26 protein-coding genes and 1 other RNA gene are annotated in these 19504 nt (G+C 67.5%); 4 read left to right on the top strand and 23 right to left on the bottom strand.

Translation table 11 applies throughout. The features are described 5' to 3' along the window. Positions 1 to 111: 111 nt before the first annotated feature. The 5 genes from CYU89_RS00005 to thiE form a co-directional block, all read right to left on the bottom strand. Positions 112 to 801 (bottom strand): response regulator transcription factor, encoded by a 690-nt coding sequence (locus CYU89_RS00005; RefSeq protein WP_296278165.1) that lies wholly within the window; start codon positions 799 to 801, stop codon positions 112 to 114. Between the two features lie 3 nt (positions 802 to 804). Next, the gene (locus CYU89_RS00010) at positions 805 to 1929 is read right to left on the bottom strand and encodes a type 1 glutamine amidotransferase domain-containing protein (protein ID WP_296278166.1); all 1125 of its coding nucleotides are present in this window, start codon (positions 1927 to 1929) and stop codon (positions 805 to 807) included. A gap of 66 nt (positions 1930 to 1995) precedes the next feature. Then, positions 1996 to 2625: an HAD-IA family hydrolase gene (locus tag CYU89_RS00015; protein ID WP_296278167.1), complete on the bottom strand. Its 630-nt coding sequence runs from the start codon at positions 2623 to 2625 to the stop codon at positions 1996 to 1998. Beyond that, complete coding sequence (gene hemL / locus CYU89_RS00020; RefSeq protein ID WP_296278168.1) at positions 2622 to 3914, bottom strand: glutamate-1-semialdehyde 2,1-aminomutase; 1293 nt, start codon at positions 3912 to 3914, stop codon at positions 2622 to 2624. The genes CYU89_RS00015 and hemL overlap by 4 nt, the downstream gene beginning before the upstream one ends. Before the next feature lie 101 nt (positions 3915 to 4015). After that, positions 4016 to 4654: a thiamine phosphate synthase gene (gene thiE, locus CYU89_RS00025; RefSeq protein WP_296278169.1), complete on the bottom strand. Its 639-nt coding sequence runs from the start codon at positions 4652 to 4654 to the stop codon at positions 4016 to 4018. A 35-nt stretch (positions 4655 to 4689) separates the two neighbouring features. Between thiE and CYU89_RS00030 the strand changes: the two genes are divergently transcribed. Continuing rightward, positions 4690 to 4911, top strand: a complete 222-nt coding sequence (locus tag CYU89_RS00030) for a rubredoxin (protein WP_296278170.1) — start codon at positions 4690 to 4692, stop codon at positions 4909 to 4911. Between the two features lie 83 nt (positions 4912 to 4994). Here CYU89_RS00030 and CYU89_RS00035 read toward each other — a convergent pair whose 3' ends face one another. Genes CYU89_RS00035 through CYU89_RS00045 form a run of 3 tightly spaced genes read right to left on the bottom strand, consistent with a single transcriptional unit; the run spans position 4995 to position 6823 of the window. After that, a complete protein-coding gene (locus CYU89_RS00035; protein ID WP_296278171.1) occupies positions 4995 to 5843 on the bottom strand; it encodes a SirB1 family protein in 849 nt (282 codons plus the stop codon). A gap of 38 nt (positions 5844 to 5881) precedes the next feature. Further along, positions 5882 to 6328 carry a DUF192 domain-containing protein gene (locus CYU89_RS00040; protein WP_296278172.1) on the bottom strand — a complete coding sequence of 149 codons (447 nt, stop codon included), beginning with the start codon at positions 6326 to 6328 and terminating at the stop codon, positions 5882 to 5884. A gap of 60 nt (positions 6329 to 6388) precedes the next feature. Next, the gene (locus CYU89_RS00045) at positions 6389 to 6823 is read right to left on the bottom strand and encodes a hypothetical protein (RefSeq protein WP_296278173.1); all 435 of its coding nucleotides are present in this window, start codon (positions 6821 to 6823) and stop codon (positions 6389 to 6391) included. A gap of 148 nt (positions 6824 to 6971) precedes the next feature. Here CYU89_RS00045 and CYU89_RS00050 point away from each other — a divergent pair, with 148 nt between their 5' ends. Continuing rightward, the gene (locus CYU89_RS00050) at positions 6972 to 7361 is read left to right on the top strand and encodes a hypothetical protein (RefSeq protein WP_296278174.1); all 390 of its coding nucleotides are present in this window, start codon (positions 6972 to 6974) and stop codon (positions 7359 to 7361) included. A 14-nt stretch (positions 7362 to 7375) separates the two neighbouring features. On the opposite strand, the gene CYU89_RS00055 is transcribed toward CYU89_RS00050, so the two are convergent. The 8 genes from CYU89_RS00055 to CYU89_RS00090 form a co-directional block, all read right to left on the bottom strand. Next, complete coding sequence (locus CYU89_RS00055) at positions 7376 to 8044, bottom strand: SH3 domain-containing protein (protein ID WP_296278175.1); 669 nt, start codon at positions 8042 to 8044, stop codon at positions 7376 to 7378. Between the two features lie 14 nt (positions 8045 to 8058). Then, on the bottom strand, positions 8059 to 8709 hold the full coding sequence (rpiA, locus tag CYU89_RS00060) for a ribose-5-phosphate isomerase RpiA (RefSeq protein WP_296278176.1): 651 nt from the start codon (positions 8707 to 8709) through the stop codon (positions 8059 to 8061). Between the two features lie 67 nt (positions 8710 to 8776). Beyond that, positions 8777 to 9244, bottom strand: a complete 468-nt coding sequence (locus CYU89_RS00065) for an EVE domain-containing protein (protein ID WP_296278177.1) — start codon at positions 9242 to 9244, stop codon at positions 8777 to 8779. Further along, positions 9241 to 9840, bottom strand: coding sequence for a 5-formyltetrahydrofolate cyclo-ligase (locus tag CYU89_RS00070; RefSeq protein ID WP_296278178.1), 600 nt, complete (start codon positions 9838 to 9840; stop codon positions 9241 to 9243). Before CYU89_RS00070 ends, CYU89_RS00065 begins: the two co-directional genes overlap by 4 nt. Positions 9841 to 10044: 204 nt before the next feature. Continuing rightward, positions 10045 to 10231: non-coding RNA, 6S RNA (ssrS, locus tag CYU89_RS00075), on the bottom strand. A gap of 84 nt (positions 10232 to 10315) precedes the next feature. After that, positions 10316 to 10612, bottom strand: coding sequence for a cell division protein ZapA (locus tag CYU89_RS00080; RefSeq protein WP_296278179.1), 297 nt, complete (start codon positions 10610 to 10612; stop codon positions 10316 to 10318). Then, positions 10609 to 10830, bottom strand: a complete 222-nt coding sequence (locus CYU89_RS00085; protein ID WP_296278180.1) for a TIGR02449 family protein — start codon at positions 10828 to 10830, stop codon at positions 10609 to 10611. The genes CYU89_RS00080 and CYU89_RS00085 overlap by 4 nt, the downstream gene beginning before the upstream one ends. 158 nt (positions 10831 to 10988) lie before the next feature. Then, positions 10989 to 13184 carry an EAL domain-containing protein gene (locus CYU89_RS00090; RefSeq protein WP_296278181.1) on the bottom strand — a complete coding sequence of 732 codons (2196 nt, stop codon included), beginning with the start codon at positions 13182 to 13184 and terminating at the stop codon, positions 10989 to 10991. Positions 13185 to 13381: 197 nt separating this feature from the next. Here CYU89_RS00090 and CYU89_RS00095 point away from each other — a divergent pair, with 197 nt between their 5' ends. Both CYU89_RS00095 and CYU89_RS00100 read left to right on the top strand, forming a co-directional pair. Further along, positions 13382 to 13924: a UPF0149 family protein gene (locus tag CYU89_RS00095; protein ID WP_296278182.1), complete on the top strand. Its 543-nt coding sequence runs from the start codon at positions 13382 to 13384 to the stop codon at positions 13922 to 13924. Continuing rightward, entirely contained in the window at positions 13924 to 15249 is a 1326-nt protein-coding gene (locus CYU89_RS00100) for an aminopeptidase P N-terminal domain-containing protein (RefSeq protein WP_296278183.1), read from the top strand. The genes CYU89_RS00095 and CYU89_RS00100 overlap by 1 nt, the downstream gene beginning before the upstream one ends. Positions 15250 to 15256: 7 nt before the next feature. Here CYU89_RS00100 and CYU89_RS00105 read toward each other — a convergent pair whose 3' ends face one another. From CYU89_RS00105 to pepQ, 7 genes are all read right to left on the bottom strand, one after another. Then, a complete protein-coding gene (locus CYU89_RS00105; RefSeq protein ID WP_296278184.1) occupies positions 15257 to 15694 on the bottom strand; it encodes a GFA family protein in 438 nt (145 codons plus the stop codon). A gap of 9 nt (positions 15695 to 15703) precedes the next feature. Next, positions 15704 to 16099, bottom strand: a complete 396-nt coding sequence (locus tag CYU89_RS00110; RefSeq protein ID WP_296278185.1) for a YciI family protein — start codon at positions 16097 to 16099, stop codon at positions 15704 to 15706. 24 nt (positions 16100 to 16123) lie between these two features. Beyond that, on the bottom strand, positions 16124 to 16546 hold the full coding sequence (locus tag CYU89_RS00115; RefSeq protein WP_296278186.1) for an MAPEG family protein: 423 nt from the start codon (positions 16544 to 16546) through the stop codon (positions 16124 to 16126). Further along, positions 16543 to 16875, bottom strand: a complete 333-nt coding sequence (locus tag CYU89_RS00120) for a hypothetical protein (protein WP_343125232.1) — start codon at positions 16873 to 16875, stop codon at positions 16543 to 16545. Before CYU89_RS00120 ends, CYU89_RS00115 begins: the two co-directional genes overlap by 4 nt. Positions 16876 to 16953: 78 nt before the next feature. Beyond that, positions 16954 to 17508, bottom strand: coding sequence for a hypothetical protein (locus CYU89_RS00125; RefSeq protein ID WP_296278187.1), 555 nt, complete (start codon positions 17506 to 17508; stop codon positions 16954 to 16956). A 144-nt stretch (positions 17509 to 17652) separates the two neighbouring features. Then, positions 17653 to 18090: a hypothetical protein gene (locus tag CYU89_RS00130; RefSeq protein WP_296278188.1), complete on the bottom strand. Its 438-nt coding sequence runs from the start codon at positions 18088 to 18090 to the stop codon at positions 17653 to 17655. Positions 18091 to 18148: 58 nt separating this feature from the next. Beyond that, on the bottom strand, positions 18149 to 19489 hold the full coding sequence (pepQ, locus tag CYU89_RS00135; protein ID WP_296278189.1) for a Xaa-Pro dipeptidase: 1341 nt from the start codon (positions 19487 to 19489) through the stop codon (positions 18149 to 18151). Positions 19490 to 19504: the final 15 nt, after the last annotated feature.

Genomic DNA, 19504 nt, shown 5'->3' on the forward strand with positions numbered 1-19504 from the left:
AGACGAAGAGCAGCGTGTAAAGGCCGAACAGCGCGGCCAGCACCAGCGTGAACGCCGCGAACACCAGCATCATGCGGTTGCGAAGCCGCCGGCGCGGCAGGATCGATGCGCTCATGCGTCGGCTTCCAGCCGGAAACCCACGCCATGCACGGTTTTCAGCATCGGCGTGGCAAACGGCTTGTCCAGCGCCTGGCGGAGCAGGTAGAGATGCGTGCGCAGCGGATCCGACTCCGGCGGCGCATCGCCCCACAGGCGCTGGATCAATTCGCTGCGCGTCAAGGTCCGTGGCCACGCCTCGGCGAGGGCTAGCAGGATCTGGTACGCCGTCTGGTGCAGTTCAAGCGGAAGCTCGTGTCGTGTCGCCAGCGCATGCCGGCGATCGATGCGCAGCGTGCCGATCCGCACGACATGGGTCTCGCCACTGCGGTGTCGCTGCGTGAGCGCCTGGCAGCGCGCGATCAGTTCCGCGCCCGCGAACGGCTTGACCAGATAGTCGTCGGCGCCGGCACGGAAGCCTTGCAGCTTGTCCTCCAGCGCGTCGCGTGCGGTCAGCATCAGTACCGGGACGTGGCGATCGGCCTCCGCCCGAAGGCGCTCGCACAGGCGCAGGCCATCGAGTGCGGGCAAGCCCACGTCGAGCACCAGCACGTCGGGCGGCGCGTCGAGCGCCATCTGCAATCCGCTGAGGCCATCCGAAGCGAACTCGACGGTCATGCCAGCATCGGTGAAAAGGTGTTGCAACTGCACTCGCAGCAGCGCGTTGTCTTCGATCACCAGGATGCGGGCCGGAGGTGCCGTCATCGTTCAACCATCGATGCGTTGCAGGAGGGCCTTAGCTTCGGCCATGTCCGGCTTGCCCGCCAGCACCTGCTGCACCAGCGATTTCGCCTGTTCCCGTTCGCCCAGGCGGAGATGGGCCTCGGCGGCACCGAGCTTCAGCTGCGGCTGCGCCATGTAGGGCATCGCCAACTGCATCAGGGTCAGCGCATGCCGCAGGTCGTCGTTGCCGCCGACCGCCTGCGCCTGGTAATAGCCCAGCATGCCCAGCAGGTCCACGTGGTAGCGCTCGCGATCCTGCGCCAGCGCATCCGCTGCGCCACGCACATCGCCGCTGCGGGCCCGGGCAGCGAGCGCCATCGTCAGCTCGTCGCGCCACGGTGAACGCGCCACGGGCGTGCGGCCGGTCGCGCGCACGATGGCGTCGGCGACGCCGGGCGTGGAGTAAGGGTTCTGCCCGGTGACCAGGCGCCCGTCCACGACGACCTTCGCCATCATCAGCGGTGCTTCCTGCCACCGCGCCCCGCGCCCGCGCAACGCGTCCTCGAGCTGCCACGGGAAATCCTTCGCCCAGCGCTTGCCGAACACCGCTTCCTCTTCATTCGTGAAGCCCGTCATCGCCTTGCCTGCAACCAACATCGTTCCGTCGCCGAGCTTCACGTCCACCAGCGCGGCCGGCCCATGGCAGACCGCGCCGATCACGGCGCCCTGCATGTAGGCTTCGGCCAGCAGCGACGCCAGCGCGTTGTCGCGCGGCAGATCGAACATCGCGCCCTTGCCGCCGACGACGTAGATCGCCGCGTAGTCCGCCGCCTTCACGTCGCGCGTCGAACGCGTCGCCGCCAGCGTACGCATGGCCTCTGCATCACCGAGCAACGCCGCGTTGAAGGGTTCCTGCGCGTTGTACTTGTCGGCTTCCACGGCACCGCCCTGCGGACTGGCGACGTCCACCTTCAGTCCGTTGGCCTTGAAGATCAGCCAGGCTTGCGACAGTTCGTCGAACTCGTAGCCGGGACGGGTCTTGCCCTGGTCGCGTCCCTCGCCGCTGACGACGATCAGCACCTTGTCCGGCACGGCGGCGTGCGCGGGCAGTACCACGGCGAAGCAAAGCAGTGCGCCCAGCCGGCGCAGGGCGTTGGGAATCAGGGACATGGGACGGATCTCCGAGGGAAGGCCGCCAGTCTCCCGCGCCCGGATCAACCAAGCTTCAAACGCACGCTACCAGCCCGTCTGCGGGCCGAACGCGTAACGCTTCAGCGCCTTGCCGAAGCTGCGCGCATCGGTGACGGTTTCGGCATGCATGCCGGCGTCGCGCGCGCCCCGCACATTGGTGAACTTGTCGTCGACGAACAGCGTGCTGCCGGCATCCCAGCCCAGCACGTCGAGCGCACGCGTGAACGTCGCCGGGGCAGGCTTGCGCATCTGCAGTCCGCCGCTGGTCAGCACGCGGCCTTCGATCCTGGACGCCATCGGCGCAACGATGCGGGGGATCGCGTGCGTCATCATCACGCCGTTGTTGGTCAGTACGCCCAGGGAGAGAGCGGGGTGCAGCGCCGCGATGCGCTCCAGCACGCCGTCGATGGCAGTGCTGCCCGCCATGCGTGAAGCCAGCCAGGCGTCTTCATCCACCACCGCGCCCAAGCCCTCGCCCAATCGGCCGAGATAGGCGGCGGTGTCGATCGTGCCGCTGTCGTACTCGGTTTCCAGGCCCGAGACGAACAACACCTCGCGCACCCGTTCGGAGGCGCAACCCGCATGCGCGGCGAGGTGCGCGATGCGCACCTCGTGCCGGTAGTGGGCCAGGACGCCGTCGAAATCGAACAGCACCTGGTGGATGCGGGGCTTCATCCCGCGGCGACGACCTTGAAGGCCTCACGGGCGGCGGCAATCGTCGCGTCGATGACGTCGGGTGTGTGTGCGCTGGACATGAAGCCGGCTTCAAACGCCGACGGCGCCAGGTACACGCCGCGTTCCAGCATCGCGTGGAAGAAGCGGTTGAATGCTGCGGTGTCGCAGGCGATGGCCTGCGCATACGTGTCCACTTGCTGATCGGTGAAGAACAGGCCGAACATCGCGCCGACGCGCGTGGTGGTCAGCGCTACACCGGCGTCGCGCGCGGCGGCTTCCAGGCCTTCGCAGAGCGTCGCTGTCGCCGCGGCGAGGCGGTCGTGGAAACCCGGCGTCTGGATGAGCTCCAGCATCGCCAGGCCCGCGGCCATCGCCACCGGATTGCCGCTCAGCGTGCCGGCTTGGTAGATCGGGCCGGCTGGCGCGATCTGCTGCATCAGGTCGCGACGGCCACCGTAGGCGCCCACCGGCATGCCACCGCCGATGATCTTGCCGAAGGTGGTCAGGTCCGGCGTGATGCCGTAATGCGCCTGCGCCCCGCCGAGGGCGACGCGGAAACCGGTCATCACTTCGTCGAAGATCAGCAGCGTGCCATGCTGCGTGCACAGGGCGCGCAGGTGCTGCAGGTAGCCGTCGCGCGGCGGCAGGCAGTTCGCGTTGCCGACGACGGGTTCGATGATCAGGCAGGCGATCTCGCTGCCGTACTGTTCGAACAGCTGCGTGGCGCCTTCGACGTCGTTGTAGCTCAGCGTCAGCGTCAGTTCGCTAAGCCCCACCGGCACGCCGGGCGAGGTCGGCACGCCCAGCGTCAGCATGCCGCTGCCGGCCTTCACCAGGAACGAATCGCCGTGGCCGTGGTAGCAGCCTTCGAACTTGACGATGCGGTTGCGCCCGGTCGCGCCGCGCGCCAGGCGGATCGCCGACAGCGTGGCTTCGGTGCCGGAGTTGACCATGCGCACCATCTCGCACGATGGCACCAGGCGCGTGATCGTTTCGGCCATCGTCACTTCCGCCGGACAGGGCGCGCCGTACGACAGGCCGTCCTGGATCGCCGCCTGCACCGCCTCGCGCACTGTCGGATGGTTGTGGCCGACGATCATCGGGCCCCACGAGCCGACGTAGTCGATGTAGCGGTTGCCATCGACGTCGTGCAGGTACGCGCCATCGGCGCGCTGCACGAAGAACGGTTCGCCCCCGACCGACTTGAACGCGCGCACCGGCGAATTGACGCCGCCGGGCAGCAACTGCTGGGCGCGGGCGAAGAGGGCGTGGGACTGGTCGTGATTCATGGGATTCCAGGGAGTAGGGGGGCGTCTTGTGGGAGCGACGTAGGTCGCGATGGAAGAGTCGTGATGCCTCATCGCGACTTACGTCGCTCCCACGGGGAGCATCAGGCTCGGTCAAATCCTGCTCGGTAGGCCTGCGCCGCGGCCACCGGATCGGCGGCCTCGAACACGCCGCCGATCACGGCGACCAGGTCGGCGCCGGCCGCCACCAGTGGGCCCATATTGTCCGGGGTAATGCCGCCTATCGCCACCCGCGGGACACCCAGCGAGGCGGCATCGGCCAGCAATGCCGGTGTGGCGCGGCGCGTGGTGACCTTGCTGGTGGTCGGGAAGAAGGCCCCAAACGCCACGTAGCTGGCGCCTGCCGCCACCGCGCGTTCGGCGAGCGCGTGCTCGTCGTAGCACGAGGCACCGACGATGGCATGCGGGCCCAGGCGGTGGCGGGCGGCCGCCATGTCACCGTCGTCTTCACCGAGATGGACGCCGGCGGCGCCGACGGCCTCCGCCAGGGCGATGTCATCGTTGATGATCAGCGGCACGCCGGCCTGCACGCAAAGCGCCTGCAGGGAGGTGGCCTGCGCGAGACCCAGACCGGCGTCGGCCGTCTTCTGGCGATACTGCAGCCAGGTCGCATGCGGAAGCACGGCGCCCACGCGCGCCAGCAGGCGGGCGGTGTCCGCGTCTTCCGGCGTGATCAGGTACAGCCCGCGAGCGTGGCGGACGGACGGCGTCTGGGATGTCATCGGCGAACTTCCGGTGCGCGGGCGGCGATGGGACAATGGCCGCTCCTCCAAGCCGGCATTATCCCGTGACCGACGCCACCGCCACCATCTACCGCACCTGGATGTGCGTGGTCTGCGGCTTCATCTACGACGAGGCTGATGGTCTGCCCGAAGAGGGCATCGCCCCCGGCACGCGCTGGGAAGACATCCCGGACGACTGGACCTGCCCGGACTGCGGCGTCAGCAAGGAGGATTTCGAGATGGTGGAGCGGGACTGAGGAGTCTAGTGGGAGCGACGTAAGTCGCGATGATGGGCCGATGGTGGTTCATCGCGACTTACGTCGCTCCCACGCCGGCAACATCAATGCATCCGCGACGTACGCGCCGCGTTGAGCTCGATCAGCTGTTCGCGCATCGCCGCGGCATCGTTCGCTTCCGGCGACAGGTGCAGGTAGCGGGCCAGGTCGCGCTGCGCGCCGGCCTTGTAGTCCATCTTCAGGTAGGCGAGGCCGCGGTCGCGCAGGGCGTCGGGCTGGTCGGGCGTGAGTTTCAGCACGCGGTCCGCGCTGCGGGCGGCGCGGTCCCATTCCTCCCGCTCGGCATACAGTCCATGCAGGTTGCGCAGCGTGCGCACGAGGATGGCGCGCGGCGAGGCGGGATTGAGGATGTGCAGCAGCGCGGCATCGTCCGGAACGTCGCCGCCCAGGTGGGGTTTGGCGCGTTCGCGCAGCTCGTCCACACCGAGCGGCCGCCCGCCATTGAACGGATCCATCACCAGCAGGCCGTCGTCCACCGGCAGGCGGACCAGGAAATGACCGGGGAAGGACACACCATCCAGCGGCACGCCGAGCCGGCGGGCGACTTCGATCTGCACCATCGCCAGCGACACCGGATTGCCGAGCCGGCGTTCGAACACCTGGTTGAGGTAGCTGTTGCGGGGGTCGTAATACTCGTCGTGGTTGCCGGTGTAGCCCAGCTCGTCGAACAGGTGCCGGTTGATGGCCGCCATCTTCAGCGGCCACGGCTCGATCGTGTCGATCTCGTGGCGCAGGTGTTCGGCATGGCTCTGGACGAGCGTGTCGTAGAGATCGGCGTCCAGGTCGGGGTACTCGTCGCGCGCGATCAGCAGCGCGGTTTCCAGCAGCGGTACGGTGTCGTCCGCCTGGCTGGCCAACGCATTCCATTCCGGCAATGTCAGTCGATCCCCCATGGCCACAGACTGGGGCCAATCGTCGCGACAATCAAGCCTCAGCGGACAGGCGGAATGCCTTTGCCCAACTCCATTTCCGCACCGTCCCTGAGCTTCAGCCGCTCGGCTTCGCCGGCATTCAGTTCCAGCACGTAGCGGGCGGGCTGGTCGCTGGGATAGGAGGGGCAGCTGTCGCCGCCGGAGCAGGGCGGGACGTTGCGCTGCTGGGCGACCAGCTTGCGGGCATCGTCGAAGTATAGGATGTCCAGCGGGATGCGCGTGTTCTTCATCCAGTAGGCCTGCGGTTCTTCGGCGTCGTGGATGAAGAGCATGCCGGTGCCGGCGGCCAGCTCGTCGCGGAACATCAGGCCGCGTGCGCGCTCGGCGTCATCGTCGGCGATCTCCACCGTGAAGCGTTCGCCGCCGACTTCGACCCAGGGGCCGCCGTTGGCACAGGCGCTGAGCAGCAGGGCGGGGGCGAGAACGGACCACGGGGGCAGGCGCATGTCGACATCCGGCGTCATCAGGGAGCCGCCAGTGTAGCGCCGACCGCCGCGGGGACCGCGTCACCCGCACGCCAGCCGCTCGGCCACGCGCTCCGCGACCCGACGGTTGTCGCGGTAGTAGGCGGCGTTGTCGGCGAGCGCCTGCCAGCGGTGCTGGTCCTCCACGTGGTGTCGCAGCTGGCGGACGACCCGCGGCATCAGTCGTCGATGCGTCGTGGCGTCCGCCGGCTGGGAGACCTGCAGCAGGTCGAGCAGCAACAGGATGCTGTCGTGGTTGCGTTCGGCCTGGCGACGCGCGGCGAGGAACAGGCGATCAAGACCGCCGGGTGTCAGCCGTGCGAGACCGGGGTCGGCCAAGCTGTGGCCCGGTGCGGCCTGCAGCACGTACAGGGCATCGTCGAGCGGTGGTGCTGCGGCTTCGAACATCGTGTGCGGAACGTCGCTGGTCTCGGCGCGCGGTGGGATGTCGTGCGTGTTGCGATCCTTCGGTGTCATCGGAAGCTCCTTGTGTCCGTTGTCGCGCATGCGTGTCGTGACTGTCATCCGACGTGCGCGGTGCGCCGCACTGTATGAACTCAAAAAGTGCGCGTCAATTCACGTGGATAGTGAATATGTGTGAGTTCACCCCGCTAACGTGGCCGGCATGGGCAACGAGCGCGAAAAATTCTCGCAACGACTGGCGAACGCCATGCAGCAGGCGGGGTACGAAGCGCGGCCGAAAGTGTTGTTCCATCTCTTCAACAGCCACTACCGAGGTCGTTCCGTCACATTCCAGACGGTGTCACGTTGGCTGAGGGCGGGCGCGATCCCGGCGCAGGACAAGCTCCAGGTGATCGCGGATCTGCTGGGAGTGGAGCCGCATGCGCTTCGCTTCGGCTCACCCTCGCGTTCGCGCGTGGCGGAGACGCGATCGCCATGGCCGTCCGGTGTCGGCAGTCGCGAGCGCCAGGTCATCGATACGTTCCTGAAGTTGTCGCCGAAGAAGCGCGACCTCGTCGGCGATCTGGTCAGGGCGCTGTCCGACAACAGCTGAAGACCCCAGCGCGCTCAGTCGCCGGCGACGAAATACTGGAACGCCCACCCGCGCGCGCCTTCGCGGACCAGGGAGATGCGGTAGTCGATCGGGCTACGCAGCAGCCGAGTGGCGATGTAGCCCTCCTGGCCTGATGCCAGGCGAACACGCGTCCACGCGGAATCGCCGGCGCCGTCGACCACGTCGTCGACGCGCGTCAGCACGGCGTGACTGACCCGCGTGACGACGGGTGCCGCGAGATCGGGTTTCGCCCGTACGGCGACATCGCGGCCGACCCACACCTGCGCTTCGAAGACGTCCAGATCGCCCGGGTAGGGCAGGCAGTACACATACGGCGCGCAGTACACCGCCTCGCCATCCTCCTGCCTTGCCACTCCGGGCAGGGCGAGGACCTCCTCGAGTATCCGCCACAGCTCGCGCGTGGCATCGGCATCGCGCAGCCATAAGGCATCGAAGCCCTGGGGCCCGGTATCGCCACCGAAGCTCAGCGTGGTGGCATCGCGGACGTGGGCGCGCAACGCCTGCACGTCGCGCGCCGCGACGATGCGTTGCAGATCGTCGCGCATCGCCTGTACCGAGGGCGGCAAGGCCTGGCTCGGTGGCGCAAGCACGGGATCACGGGCCGTCGCCATGCCGGCCGCGACCATCAGGCCGGCTAACGACAGGGTGCGCGCGACGGACACGGCGGTCCTTTTCCTCAGCCCAGCACGATCGGTGGTTCGCCACCGACGATCACGATGTCTGCGGGGCGGCGGGCGAACAGCCCCACGCTGACCACGCCGGGAATCTGGTTGATCTCGCGCTCCATCGCCACCGGATCGGTGATCGACAGGTTGTGGATGTCGAGCACCACGTTGCCGTTGTCGGTGGTCACGCCATCGCGCCATACGGGCTGGCCGCCGGTCATCGCCAGGATTTCGCGCGCGACCAGGCTGCGTGCCATCGGGATGACTTCCACCGGCAGCGGGAAACGGCCGAGGACGGGCACCTGCTTGCTGGGGTCGATGATGCAGACGAACTGCTTGCTGGCTTCGGCGATGATCTTCTCGCGCGTTAGCGCCGCGCCGCCACCCTTGATCAGCCGCTTGTGCGGATCGCACTCATCGGCACCGTCGACATACAGCGACAGCGTGCCGGTGTGGTTGAGGTCGAGCACATCGATGCCATGCTGCTTCAGGCGTGCCGTGCTCTGCTCCGAGCTGGAGACGGCGCCCTTGATGCGGTCCTTGATGCCGGCCAGCGCATCGATGAAGTAGGCGACGGTGGAACCGGTGCCGACACCGACGATCATGCCGTCCTCGACGAACTCGATGGCCTTTTCGCCAGCCAGGCGCTTTGCTTCGCTCATGGTGTCTTCTCAACAGGAAAATGATGTCTGCGGGAGCGCACGCGGACCGCGCCCGAGGGTATGCGCATTACTCCAGCGCCAGCAGGAACTTCCACTGCGCGGCGGTCACCGGCAGCACGGAGAGTCGGCTGCCGCGCTGGATCAGCGCGAAACCTTCGCCAAGGTCGTCGGCATGCCGCTTGATTTCGTCCAGCGTGATGGTGCGCTTCAACGCACGATCGAACTTCACGTCCACCAACGACCAGCGCGGTTCCTCGCGCGTGCTCTTGGGGTCGTAGTAGTCGGACGTGGGATCGAACTGGGTGTCGTCCGGATACGCCGTCGTCGCGATGGTCGCCGTGCCGACGATGCCCGGTTCCTTGCAGTTGGAGTGGTAGAACAGCACCCCGTCGCCGACTTTCATTGCGCGCATGAAGTTGCGCGCCTGGTAGTTGCGCACGCCGTTCCACGGCTCGATGCCGACTTTCTTCAGGTCGTCGATGGAAAACGTGTCCGGCTCGGACTTCATCAGCCAATAGTGCTTGCGGGAGGTCATGGCGAAGGGTCCGGCAAAGGAGAGGGGAACAGCGTGTCGCGTTCGGTGCAGACGGCGTCCAGCGCCACGTCCCAGGGCTGCGCGCCCAGCGTGTCGATCCGCTGCGCTTCGAAACCGACGCCGACCAGCCAGGGCGGCGCAGGGCGTTCCAGGCGCGGCGCCAGCGTGCGGTCGTACCAGCCGCCGCCCATGCCCAGGCGATGCCCCGCCTTGTCGAAACCGACCAGCGGCACGACGATCAGGGACATGTCCGTCGCTGGCAAGCCCGAGCGCGGATCGACGTCCGGCTCCGGGATGCCATAACGGTTGGTCACCAAGGCATCGCCCGGTCGCCAGGGCGCGAAACGCAGCGTCGCGTCGTCCGACAGCATGGGCAGGCAGTACACCGCCCCCTTCGGCAGCCGCATCTGCCAGCTGTGCAGCCCGATTTCGCCATCCATCGCCCAGTAACCGGCGACATAGCCGGTCGTCGGGAAGAACGGCAAGGCGAACAGGCGCGCGGCGAGCGCATCCGCACCGGCGATGCGCTCGGCAGCGGGCAGGGCGCGACGTCGCGCACGCAGGTCGCGTCGCAGCGCATCGCGCTCGACGGTCATGGCAAGGTAGGGGACGGTACAGGCATGCGCGAATTTTACGGCATGCGCACCAGCGTTGCCGGTGGGACCGCGGGAGCGGCCTCAGTCACGGCCCTGTGCGTCGGATCCCTCGTGCAGTCGGCTTCGTTTCGAAGTCATCCCGCTCAAGGGCGGGTGCAACAGGACCGGCCGGGTCGCGGCTGATGCCGCTGCCGCGGGAAAAATACGTCCTCCGCCATGCACGATGTTCGCGAAACGACCTTGAACCCGGGGTTCAAGTGGGAAGGTTGGGCAACCATCGGGCTTTCCGCTGCGAGGCAGACTTGCACTCCCGGTAACCGTCACCCCCCCGTGGTCGTCATTAAGGGACAAGGCGAATGTTTGCGCTCACTGTCGAGTACAGCAGAGGACGCGAGGCCAGTATAGCGAGCGAAGATTTTTTGCCTAGCCCGTTCGTCGGCGGATTCAGTCCGCAGTCGGCGACGTCGCAGCGCCGTTACGACGTGCCCAGCGCGCTGTCCAGCTTGCGGTGCAGATCCTGCAGCGTGCGCTCGACGTCACGGTTGCGCGCGTGCTGCTCGTCGCGCAACTGCTGCAATTCGTGTGCCAGATTGAGCGCCGCCAGTACTGCGATGCGGTCTACCGCCGCCATGCGATTGCTGCCACGTACTTCGCGCATGCGGCTGTCGAGCAGCTTGGCGGCTGCCATCAGGCTGGAACGTTCGTCCGGGGCCACGCCCACGGTGTATTCGCGATCCAGCAGATGCACGCTGACCGGTTCGTTGGCGCTCACGTGTGCTGCTCCAGGGACTTGAGGCGGCTGATCATCGCTTCGACGCGCGACCGCGCCTGCTCGTTCTTGGCCAGCAACTGCGAGCGCTCGCCGACCAGTTGCTCCTGTTGCTGGCGCAGGCTGCGGTTTTCGTCCGCCAGGCGCTGGCACCGGTCGGCCAGGTCCTGGATGCGCGTACTGAGCGCGCGGAGCTGGTCGAGGAGGTCGGCGGTGTCCATGCCGGTCACGATAGGCGTGCGCTTGCCGGGCGGTCAAGCGGCCGAACGCCCGATGTCCGCAGGAGCGGGCCATGCCTCCGTTGCTCTTGCGTGGTCAGATCGAAAAGCATCGCGGGCATGGCCCACTCCCGCAGGGTTTCCCGCCAGGGTCGCCGGGGTCAGGAGGCCACGCGCATGCCCGAGCCGGGGTAGTAGTCCCGGATGAAGCGCAGGCACTGGTCCGCCACCAGTGCCTGCGAGACCCAGTGGCCCTGCACTTCGTCGCAGCCGTGGTTGCGCAGGAACTCGTACTGGTCCCACGTCTCCACGCCCTCGGCGACGACTTTCAGCGCCAGCGACTGTCCCATCGTGATGATGGTGCTGGTGATGGCCTCGTCATCGGTGTCGTGGGTGAGGTCGCTGATGAATTCGCGGTCGATCTTCAGGGTGGTCAACGGCAGGCGCTTCAGGTACGCCAGCGATGAATAGCCGGTGCCGAAGTCGTCGATCGCCAGCGATATGCCGAGGCGCCGGCAGGCGCGCAGCGTGTCGGCGTTCTGCTCGGGGCTGGCCATCACCACGCTCTCGGTCAGTTCCAGCTCCAGGCGGTTGGCGGGGACGCCGGTTTCCTGCAGCGTGCGCGCGACCACCGTCTGCAGGTCGCCGCGCTGCAACTGGGTGGCGGACACATTCACCGCCACACTGAGTTCTTCCAGGCCGGCGTCGTGCCAGTCGCGCAGGGTCAGGCAGGCGTGGCGCAGTGCCCAGGCGCCGAGTTCGAGGATCATCCCCGACTCTTCCGCCAGCGGGATGAACTGGCCCGGCGACACGGTGCCGAATTCCTTGCTCTCCCACCGCAGCAGGGCCTCGACGCCGGTGATCCGCTGCCGCGAGATCGACAGGCGCGGCTGGAACACCAGCGACAGTTCGTTGCGGTCGATCGCGCGGCGCAGGGCGCTGGCAAGGATGGCGCGATGGCGGTTCTTCTCGTCCATCGATTCCGAATACACCTGATAGGTGTGCCGCCCCATCGCCTTGGCCTGGTACATGGCGGTGTCGGCGTGCTTCAGCAGCTCCGTCGGTACCTGGGCGTGCTCCGGATACAGGCTGATGCCGATCGAGGGCGATACCGCCAGTTCCAGCCGTTCGCCGAAGTTCAGCGGCGTACGGAAGGCCTGGATGATGCGCTGGGCCACCTCTTCGGCATCGGGCATGCCGTTGATGTCCTCCAGCACCACGGTGAATTCGTCGCCACTCAGGCGCGCGACCGTGTGCTGCGTCCCGACCGTCTGCTGCACGCGCGCGGCCGCCGAGCGCAGGATGCGGTCGCCGGTGGCGTGGCCGAGCGAATCGTTGATGTCCTTGAAGCGGTCCAGGTCGATGAACAGGACGGCGACGTGGCCGTGCTCGCGACGCGCCCGCACGATGGCGCGCGACAGCCGCTCGGACAGCAGCGAGCGGTTGGGCAGGCTGGTCAGGGTGTCGTAGTTGGCCAGGTAGCGCAGTTCCTGCTCGGCGCGCTTCTGCTCGGTGATGTCGGTCAATACCTGCACGTACAACGGACGCTCGCCGGTGGCGTCCGGCACCACGTTGGTCTCGATGCGGCAGAGGATTTCCTCGCCATCCTTGCGGACCTTCCAGATCTCACCGGACCAGCGCCCGGTCAGGCGCAATTCGCGGTTCATCCGTTCGAAGAAGGCATCCTCGTGCTGGTCGCTGTCCAGCATCGTCATCGGCTGGCCGATGATTTCCTCTTCCGCATAGCCGGTGATGCGGGTGAAGGCGGGATTGATGGTGATGAACTGGTGCGCCCAGTCCAGCACGGCCACCGCTTCGTTCATGCTGCGCATCACCTCGCCGGCGATGCGGTGCTCGTACTCGGCATTGCGGCTGGCGGTGATGTCGCGGGCGGTGCCGGCGATCCGGATGGGTTGTCCCTCACCGTCGCGCTCGACGACGCGGCCACGGGCGCGCACCCATACCCAGGTGCCGTTGCCCAGCATGTCCATCCGGTGTTCCGACATGAAGAGCGGGGTCTTGCCCTGCAGGTGCAGGCGCAGGCGCTCCTGCACCAGCGGCATGTCTTCCTCGTGGATGGTCGGGACTTCGCCCTGTCGCGTCAGCACGGTGATGTCGGCGGTCTGCACGGCGGTTTCGTCCGCCCGCATCCGGTAGAGCCGGCGCTGCACCAGGTCGTAATCCCAGAACTGCTCGCCCGAGGCCCACAGCGCCAGCTTCAGTCGCTCGTCGCGGTTGCGCAGGGACTCGCTGCGCAGCGGCTCCTGCGGAACCTGCCGGCTCGCCAGCCATGCCTGCCACCAGCGCCGCGTCCCGATCAGCACGACGCCCAGCAACACCAGGCCCGCGAGGCCCATGGCCAGCCGGGACGACAGGGGGGAAGCCGTTGCCAGGACTGCAGCGACAGGGGAGGCGTGCATGGAGGGGCGAGGGGCCAATGCGTAGGCAATATGTGAGTGTAGGCATGCGTACACACGCACAACAAGGAGGGAAGCGGCTTTTGATTGCTACACTTGCAAGGTTGTCCGAAACCCCTGACGGATTGCGTTCTTCTATGCCCGACCTTCCCGATATCGCCGACGTGGCGGCCGCTTCCCGCCAGTCCGGCCTGGCCATGGACGCGTCGGAACTGCACGGTGCGCTGTGCGGCTGGCTCGCCGGTGGCGGCACGGCCGACGACACCTGGCTGGCCCGCGCGCTGGCCGACGACCAGTTGCCGGCGCCTGCGACCGGCAGCGCGCTTGACCAGTTGCGCGAGTGCGCCGTCGCCCAGCTGGAAGACCGCAGCTTCGCCTTCGACCTGTTGCTGCCCGCCGCCGACCGTCCGCTCGACGAGCGCGCGGAAGCGCTGTTTGCCTGGTGCCAGGGATTCCTGGGCGCCTTCGGACTGGCCGCGGGCGCCGCGCCGCCGCTGTCCGAAGAGGGGCAGGAGGCGTTGCAGGACCTCGCGCGACTGGCCCAGGCATCGCCCGAGAGCAGCGACGACGAGGAAGACGAGGATGCGCTGGCGGAACTGGAGGAGTTCGTCCGGGTGGCCGTCCTGCTGCTGCATGGCGACTGCGTGCTCGGGCCCCGGCATCGCCGGAGCCTGAACTGATGAAGGCCGTCGCCGGCATCGGCGCGGCGGAGTTCGCCCGCCGGCGCAAGCAGATGATGCGGCTGGCCGGCAACGACGCGATCCTGGTGCTGCCCGCCGCCGCCGAGCGCGTGCGCAGCCACGATACGCATTATCCGTTCCGGCAGGACTCTGACTTCTGGTATCTCAGCGGCTTTCCGGAGCCGGAGGCGGTGCTGGTACTGGTACCCGGTCGCAAGCACGGCGAAACCATCCTGTTCTGCCGCGAGCGCGATCCCGAGCGCGAAGGCTGGGACGGCCCGCGCGCCGGCCAGGACGGCGCGGTCAACGACTACGGCATGGACGATGCCTACCCGATCGACGATCTCGACGAGATCCTGCCGGGCTTGCTGGAAGGGCGTTCCCGCGTCTACTACCACTTCGGGCGCGACGCCGACTTCGATCTCAAGCTGATCGGCTGGGTGCGCCACGTGCGCGCTCACGTGAAGCAGGGCGCGCAGCCGCCGCACGAGTTCCTCGAACTCGGCCACCTGCTGCACGACCTGCGGCTGTTCAAGTCGAAGGACGAAGTGAAGCTGATGCAGCGCGCCGCCGACATCAGCGTCCAGGCCCACCTCGCTGCGATGCGCGCGGCGCGCCCCGGCATCCGCGAGTACGAGCTGCAGGCCGACGTGGAGCGCGTGTTCCGTGCCAATGATGCATGGCCCGCCTACAACAGCATCGTCGGCGCCGGCCGCAACGCCTGCGTGCTGCACTACCGAGCGAATACCGCGCAGGCGCGCGACGGCGACCTGGTGCTGATCGATGCGGGCGCCGAATACCGCGGCTACGCCGCCGACATCACCCGCACGTTCCCGGTCAACGGCCGCTTCACCCCCGCGCAGCGCGCGCTGCACGACCTGGTCGGCGAGGCCCAGCGTGCCGCGTTGGACTGCGCCCGCGTCGGCGTGCCGTACGAGGCCGGGCACGTGGCCGCGGTCGAGACGCTGACCGAAGGCCTGCTGAAGCTCGGCCTGTTGAAAGGCAAGCTCGAGAAGAACCTCGCCGAAGGCACGTACCGCCGCTTCTACCGCCACAAGACCGGCCACTGGCTGGGCCTGGACGTGCACGACGTGGGCGACTACCGCATCGACGGCGAATCGCGCCTGCTGGAAGCCGGCATGGCGTTCACCATCGAGCCGGGCCTGTACGTGGGCCACGATGACGAGACGGTCGACCCCAAGTGGCGCGGCATCGGCATCCGCACGGAGGACGACGTGCTGGTCACCGACGGCGAGCCGCGCGTGCTTACCGATGCGCTGGCGCGCAGCGCGGACGAGATCGAAGCGGTGATGGCGGCGGGCTGACCACGCCTCAGGGGCCATCCACCCGCACGTCGCGGATCCACAGCTGCCGCCATCGTGCGGCTTTCTCCTCGGGCGCCAACCGTTGCGGTGAGGCGGGCACGGGCGGCGCGAAGCCGTCGCGTGCATCCAGGCATCCGGCATTGACCGCGGCGTGGCGCTGGTCGCCCTCTTCGAACACCACGGCCACCAGCACGCCGCAGTCGCCGCACAGCAGGAACTGCGCAGCCTCCGATCCCTGCCGGTAACGGCGCAGGCGATCCGGCCGTTGCACGCGGACGACCAGCTGCGCATCGGTATCGGAAAGCCATGCGGCGCCATGCGCGCGGCAGAAGCTGCAGTCGCACGCGCGGGGCGCCGTCGCGGCCGGCACCAGACGCGTGGAGAAGGCAAGCGTCAGCGCGCCGCAGTGGCAGCCGCCATCCAGCACCGAGGGAAGCGCATGCATCGGCAGACCTCAGCCTTCGCCGGAACGCCACGTCGACGGGGTTTCGTTGGCCACGACATCAACACGTGCGCGCGCCGCCTCCAGTGGCCGGATTTCCAGCGTCAGCCCGAAGGCCAGGCAGGGGTTCTCGGACGCGATCCGCGCGGCGTGATCCAGCGACTCGGCGACGATGAACCAGTAGCCGCCGACCAGTTCCTTGGCTTCGGCGAACGGTCCGTCGGTGATGCCTCTTCGAGATACCTGTCTGCCTCGGTTCTCGAGACGGCTGCCGGGCTTGAGCACGCCGTCGGCCACGCCTTTTTCGTACCAAGTGTAGAAGCGATCGATGGCGTCCTGCACGTCTTCTTTCGATGCGCTTTCGTCCCACTGGCCGCGGGAGATGAGGAGGTAGTCGGAGGTCGTCATGAGGGGTCCAGGAGGAAGGGCGGATTACGCGTGCGCCAGCGCTGCCTGCAGCAGTAGGCCCCACAGGCCCAGCACCGCCACGAAATTCGCGGTGAAGACGAGCCCCCGCAGGCGTACGTTCGTGGTCGCGACCTGCACGACGCTATGCAGGACACGACCGGCGACGAACAGCCACGCGAGGGCGATGGCAGCGTGGCTCGCGCCAAGCAACATCAGCACGACGCAGGCGACATGGAAGAACAGCGGCCACTCGAACTGGTTGGACAGGTTGGCGCTGATCCGCGGCTCGACCTTCGCCCACGGATTGCTGCCATCCGCGCGGCGGCCGATGCCCCAGATCGCCGGCGCCCGCGCGATCGTCAGCAGCACGTAGAGGCACGCGGCGAGCGCGACATGCGCCGTCATCGGCAGCAGCAGGGCGGTATCGAGGGGCGTGAGCGCGGTCATGGCAGCGACGGATTCGCCAGGTAGGCCGCACCCAAGGCGGCGACCAGGCCGAGGAGGACGAAAAGACCGTAGCGCAGGCGGAACGGGATATCCGGCTTGCCATAACGCCGTTCGGCCTGCAACCGATCCAGTCGCCAGCCATGGTGGCATTCCGGACAGGCCAGCTGGTAGCGCCGACCGTAGACGAAGCCGAACAGCAGGTCGAACTCACCGTACTTGTAGGCCAGCTGCGGCTGGAAGTCGCGCTCCTGATCGCAACGCGGGCAATGCTGCGGCTCCGGTTCGCCCACCGGCACCACGCGTTCGCCCTGGCCGATCATGAACATCATGCGTGCCGTCCGCTTGCGTGCATGCGAATCCTCCGTAGGCGTCAGAGTGGATGAAAGGCGTGGCGCCCGCTCCACGGATTATGTATCGAGGGTGATCGCGCCAGTAAGATCGGCTTGGCGAGGCCGGTAGCCACGGTCGATCAGTGCGCAGGCTAGCGCTGCTAAGCGCTCCTCTTGGCGAGCGCCCTGTCCGGTGAAGTTCGCCAATGCACCTTCGCTTAAAGACTCGGCGATATCGGGGCCTGAGAGGCCCGAGACAAGTTGCGAGGCCTCGTTGATTTCCTGTAGCTCAGGGAGCGAGGGCATATTGGCCAAGGCAGCGGGATTAGTGAAAACGAACTCGTGAGCGCGGTTCGCCGAAAGCGATGCATCAATGGCAGTCGTGCCGGCGCGGTCGTGAGCGACTCCCGTCTCGAGGTGCAGAGCGCCCCTGAGGAGATTGGCTGTCACGCAGGTATCTCTGGTGATCCCGCGGGTAGGGTCCACCAGTCTTATCTTGACGTAGTGAGGCGAAGTGGACCTCGTGCGCATCGCCTCCATAAAGGCGCCGTGTGCCTGCACGCCTACGTCCTGACGCGCGCAGGACGCGAAAAAAAAGGCGTATAACCCGACTTTCACGCGCTGTCCGACCATGAATAACCCCGTTGCGCACGTCTAGCGACCGTAGCCCGGGTAAGCGTAACGCACCCGGGATGCGTTACGCGGCCCGTCCCCGCTTGCGGCCTTCGATCCGTCCCGGACTACGACGCTGTCGCACAGCGCTCCGAGCGTCCCCTGCTACGCATCCGCGTCGCGCTGGATCGCGGGTGAGGCGGGGCGGTCCGCGACAGCGGACGTGATCGCGGGCCAATGCCTGCGCAGCTTGAGAGGAATGACGACAGCGGCGACCAAGGCTGCGGTACAGGAGACGATAGGCGTACCGTGTTCGGCGGCCACGAAGATTCCATTGGCGAGCGCCCGGTAGCCGCGTGCGTGCAGGTCGGAGGCGATGAATGTCTTGAGGACTTCTAGCGGCAGCAGCAACGCGGCCGCGAACACCATCACGCCATAGCTCAACAGCAGGCATGCGAAAGCGAACGACCGTCTGCAGGACCGTGGCATGCCGGACCGCCAGGCAATCGCCCATGCGATCCACGCCGGCAGCAGTACGGTGGCCACCAGGCCCGCGGCCGCCAGCAGGACTATCGTTGCCATCACGATCAGATCGCTATCCATGGAGATACCTGATGACGTCGAGCGCTGGGTGGACGGGATCGCGTTGCGAATCGCCGCGTCAGCCCGCTTCCGCGAACGCCGGCCTCGTCAGGTTGTCCGCATCGCCTTCGGTGCACAGCACTTCGTCCTCGATGCGGATGCCGCCGTACGGGCGGAATGCGTCGACGCGCGTCCAGTCGACGCTGGCGGCGTGGCCGTTCTTCTTGACCTCGTCCAGCAGCAGGTCGATGAAGTACAGGCCGGGTTCGATGGTCACCACCATGCCCGGTTCCAGCACGCGGGTCATGCGCAGGTAGGGATGGCCGGCGGGCCGTTCGATGCGGCCGCCACGATCGCTCGCGGCGAAGCCGGCCACGTCGTGCACCTGCAGGCCGATCGGATGGCCCAGGCCGTGCGGGAAGAACGCCGCGCTGACGCCGGTGGCGACCGCGGCCTCGGGCGATACCGTGATCACGCCGAAGTCCTTCAGGATGCCCATCAGCGTGTGGTGCGCATCCACGTGCAACTGCCGGTAATCCACGTCCGCCCGCACCCCGGCGCACATGCGCTGCTGCGCGGCATCCACCGCGTCGATCAGCGCCTGGAAGTCGCCACCGGTGTCGTAGGCGTAAGTGCGGGTGATGTCGCTGGCGTAGCCATGGAAACTGGCGCCGGCGTCGATCAGGAAGCTGCGCAGCGGATCGGGCGCCACGCGCTGCAGTTCCATGTAGTGCAGGATCGCCGCGTGTTCGTTGAGGCCGATGATGTTGCCGTAGGGCAGGTCATTGGCATCCTGGCCCACCGCCGTGCAGTAGGCCATGTGGATGCCGAACTCGCTCTCCCCCGCGCGGAAGGCAGCTTCGGCGGCGCGGTGTCCGCGCACGGCCAGGCGCTGCGCCTGCCGCATCAGCGCGATCTCGTAGGGCGTCTTGTAAGAGCGCTGGTATTCCAGGTACTGGATCACCGGCTCGGGATTGTTCGGCGCGTAGTCGCCGAGCGTGCTCTGCGGCTCGCCGAGGATCGCACTGCGGGCCGCAGGCGGCAGCAGCGCCGCCGCTTCGTCCGGCTTGCGGATGATGTGGACATCGACGTGGTCCACCCACCAGCCGCTCGGTGCCCCTGGCACGACATGCCAGTAGTCGAACGGCTGGTAGAAGATCACCTGCGGCCGCTTGCCGGGCGTGTACACAAGCCAGCTGTAGGGCAGCCGCGTGAGCGGCAGCCAGGCCTTGAACTGCGGGTTCACCGCGTACGGATAGTCGCGGTCGTCGAAGACCTGCCAATGCTGGGTCCCGCTGGGCACGACCAGGTGGTCGAAGCCGCCGCGTGCCAACGCTTCGTCCGCCCGCCGCTTCATCGTGGCCAGATGATCGGCGTACAGCGGGACGAGGTCGGTATCGAAGGAAGCGGGGGCATTCATGGCGTCGGCTCGTAC

The organism is Pseudoxanthomonas sp., assembly GCF_002863005.1.
Taxonomy (GTDB): Bacteria; Pseudomonadota; Gammaproteobacteria; order Xanthomonadales; family Xanthomonadaceae; genus Pseudoxanthomonas_A.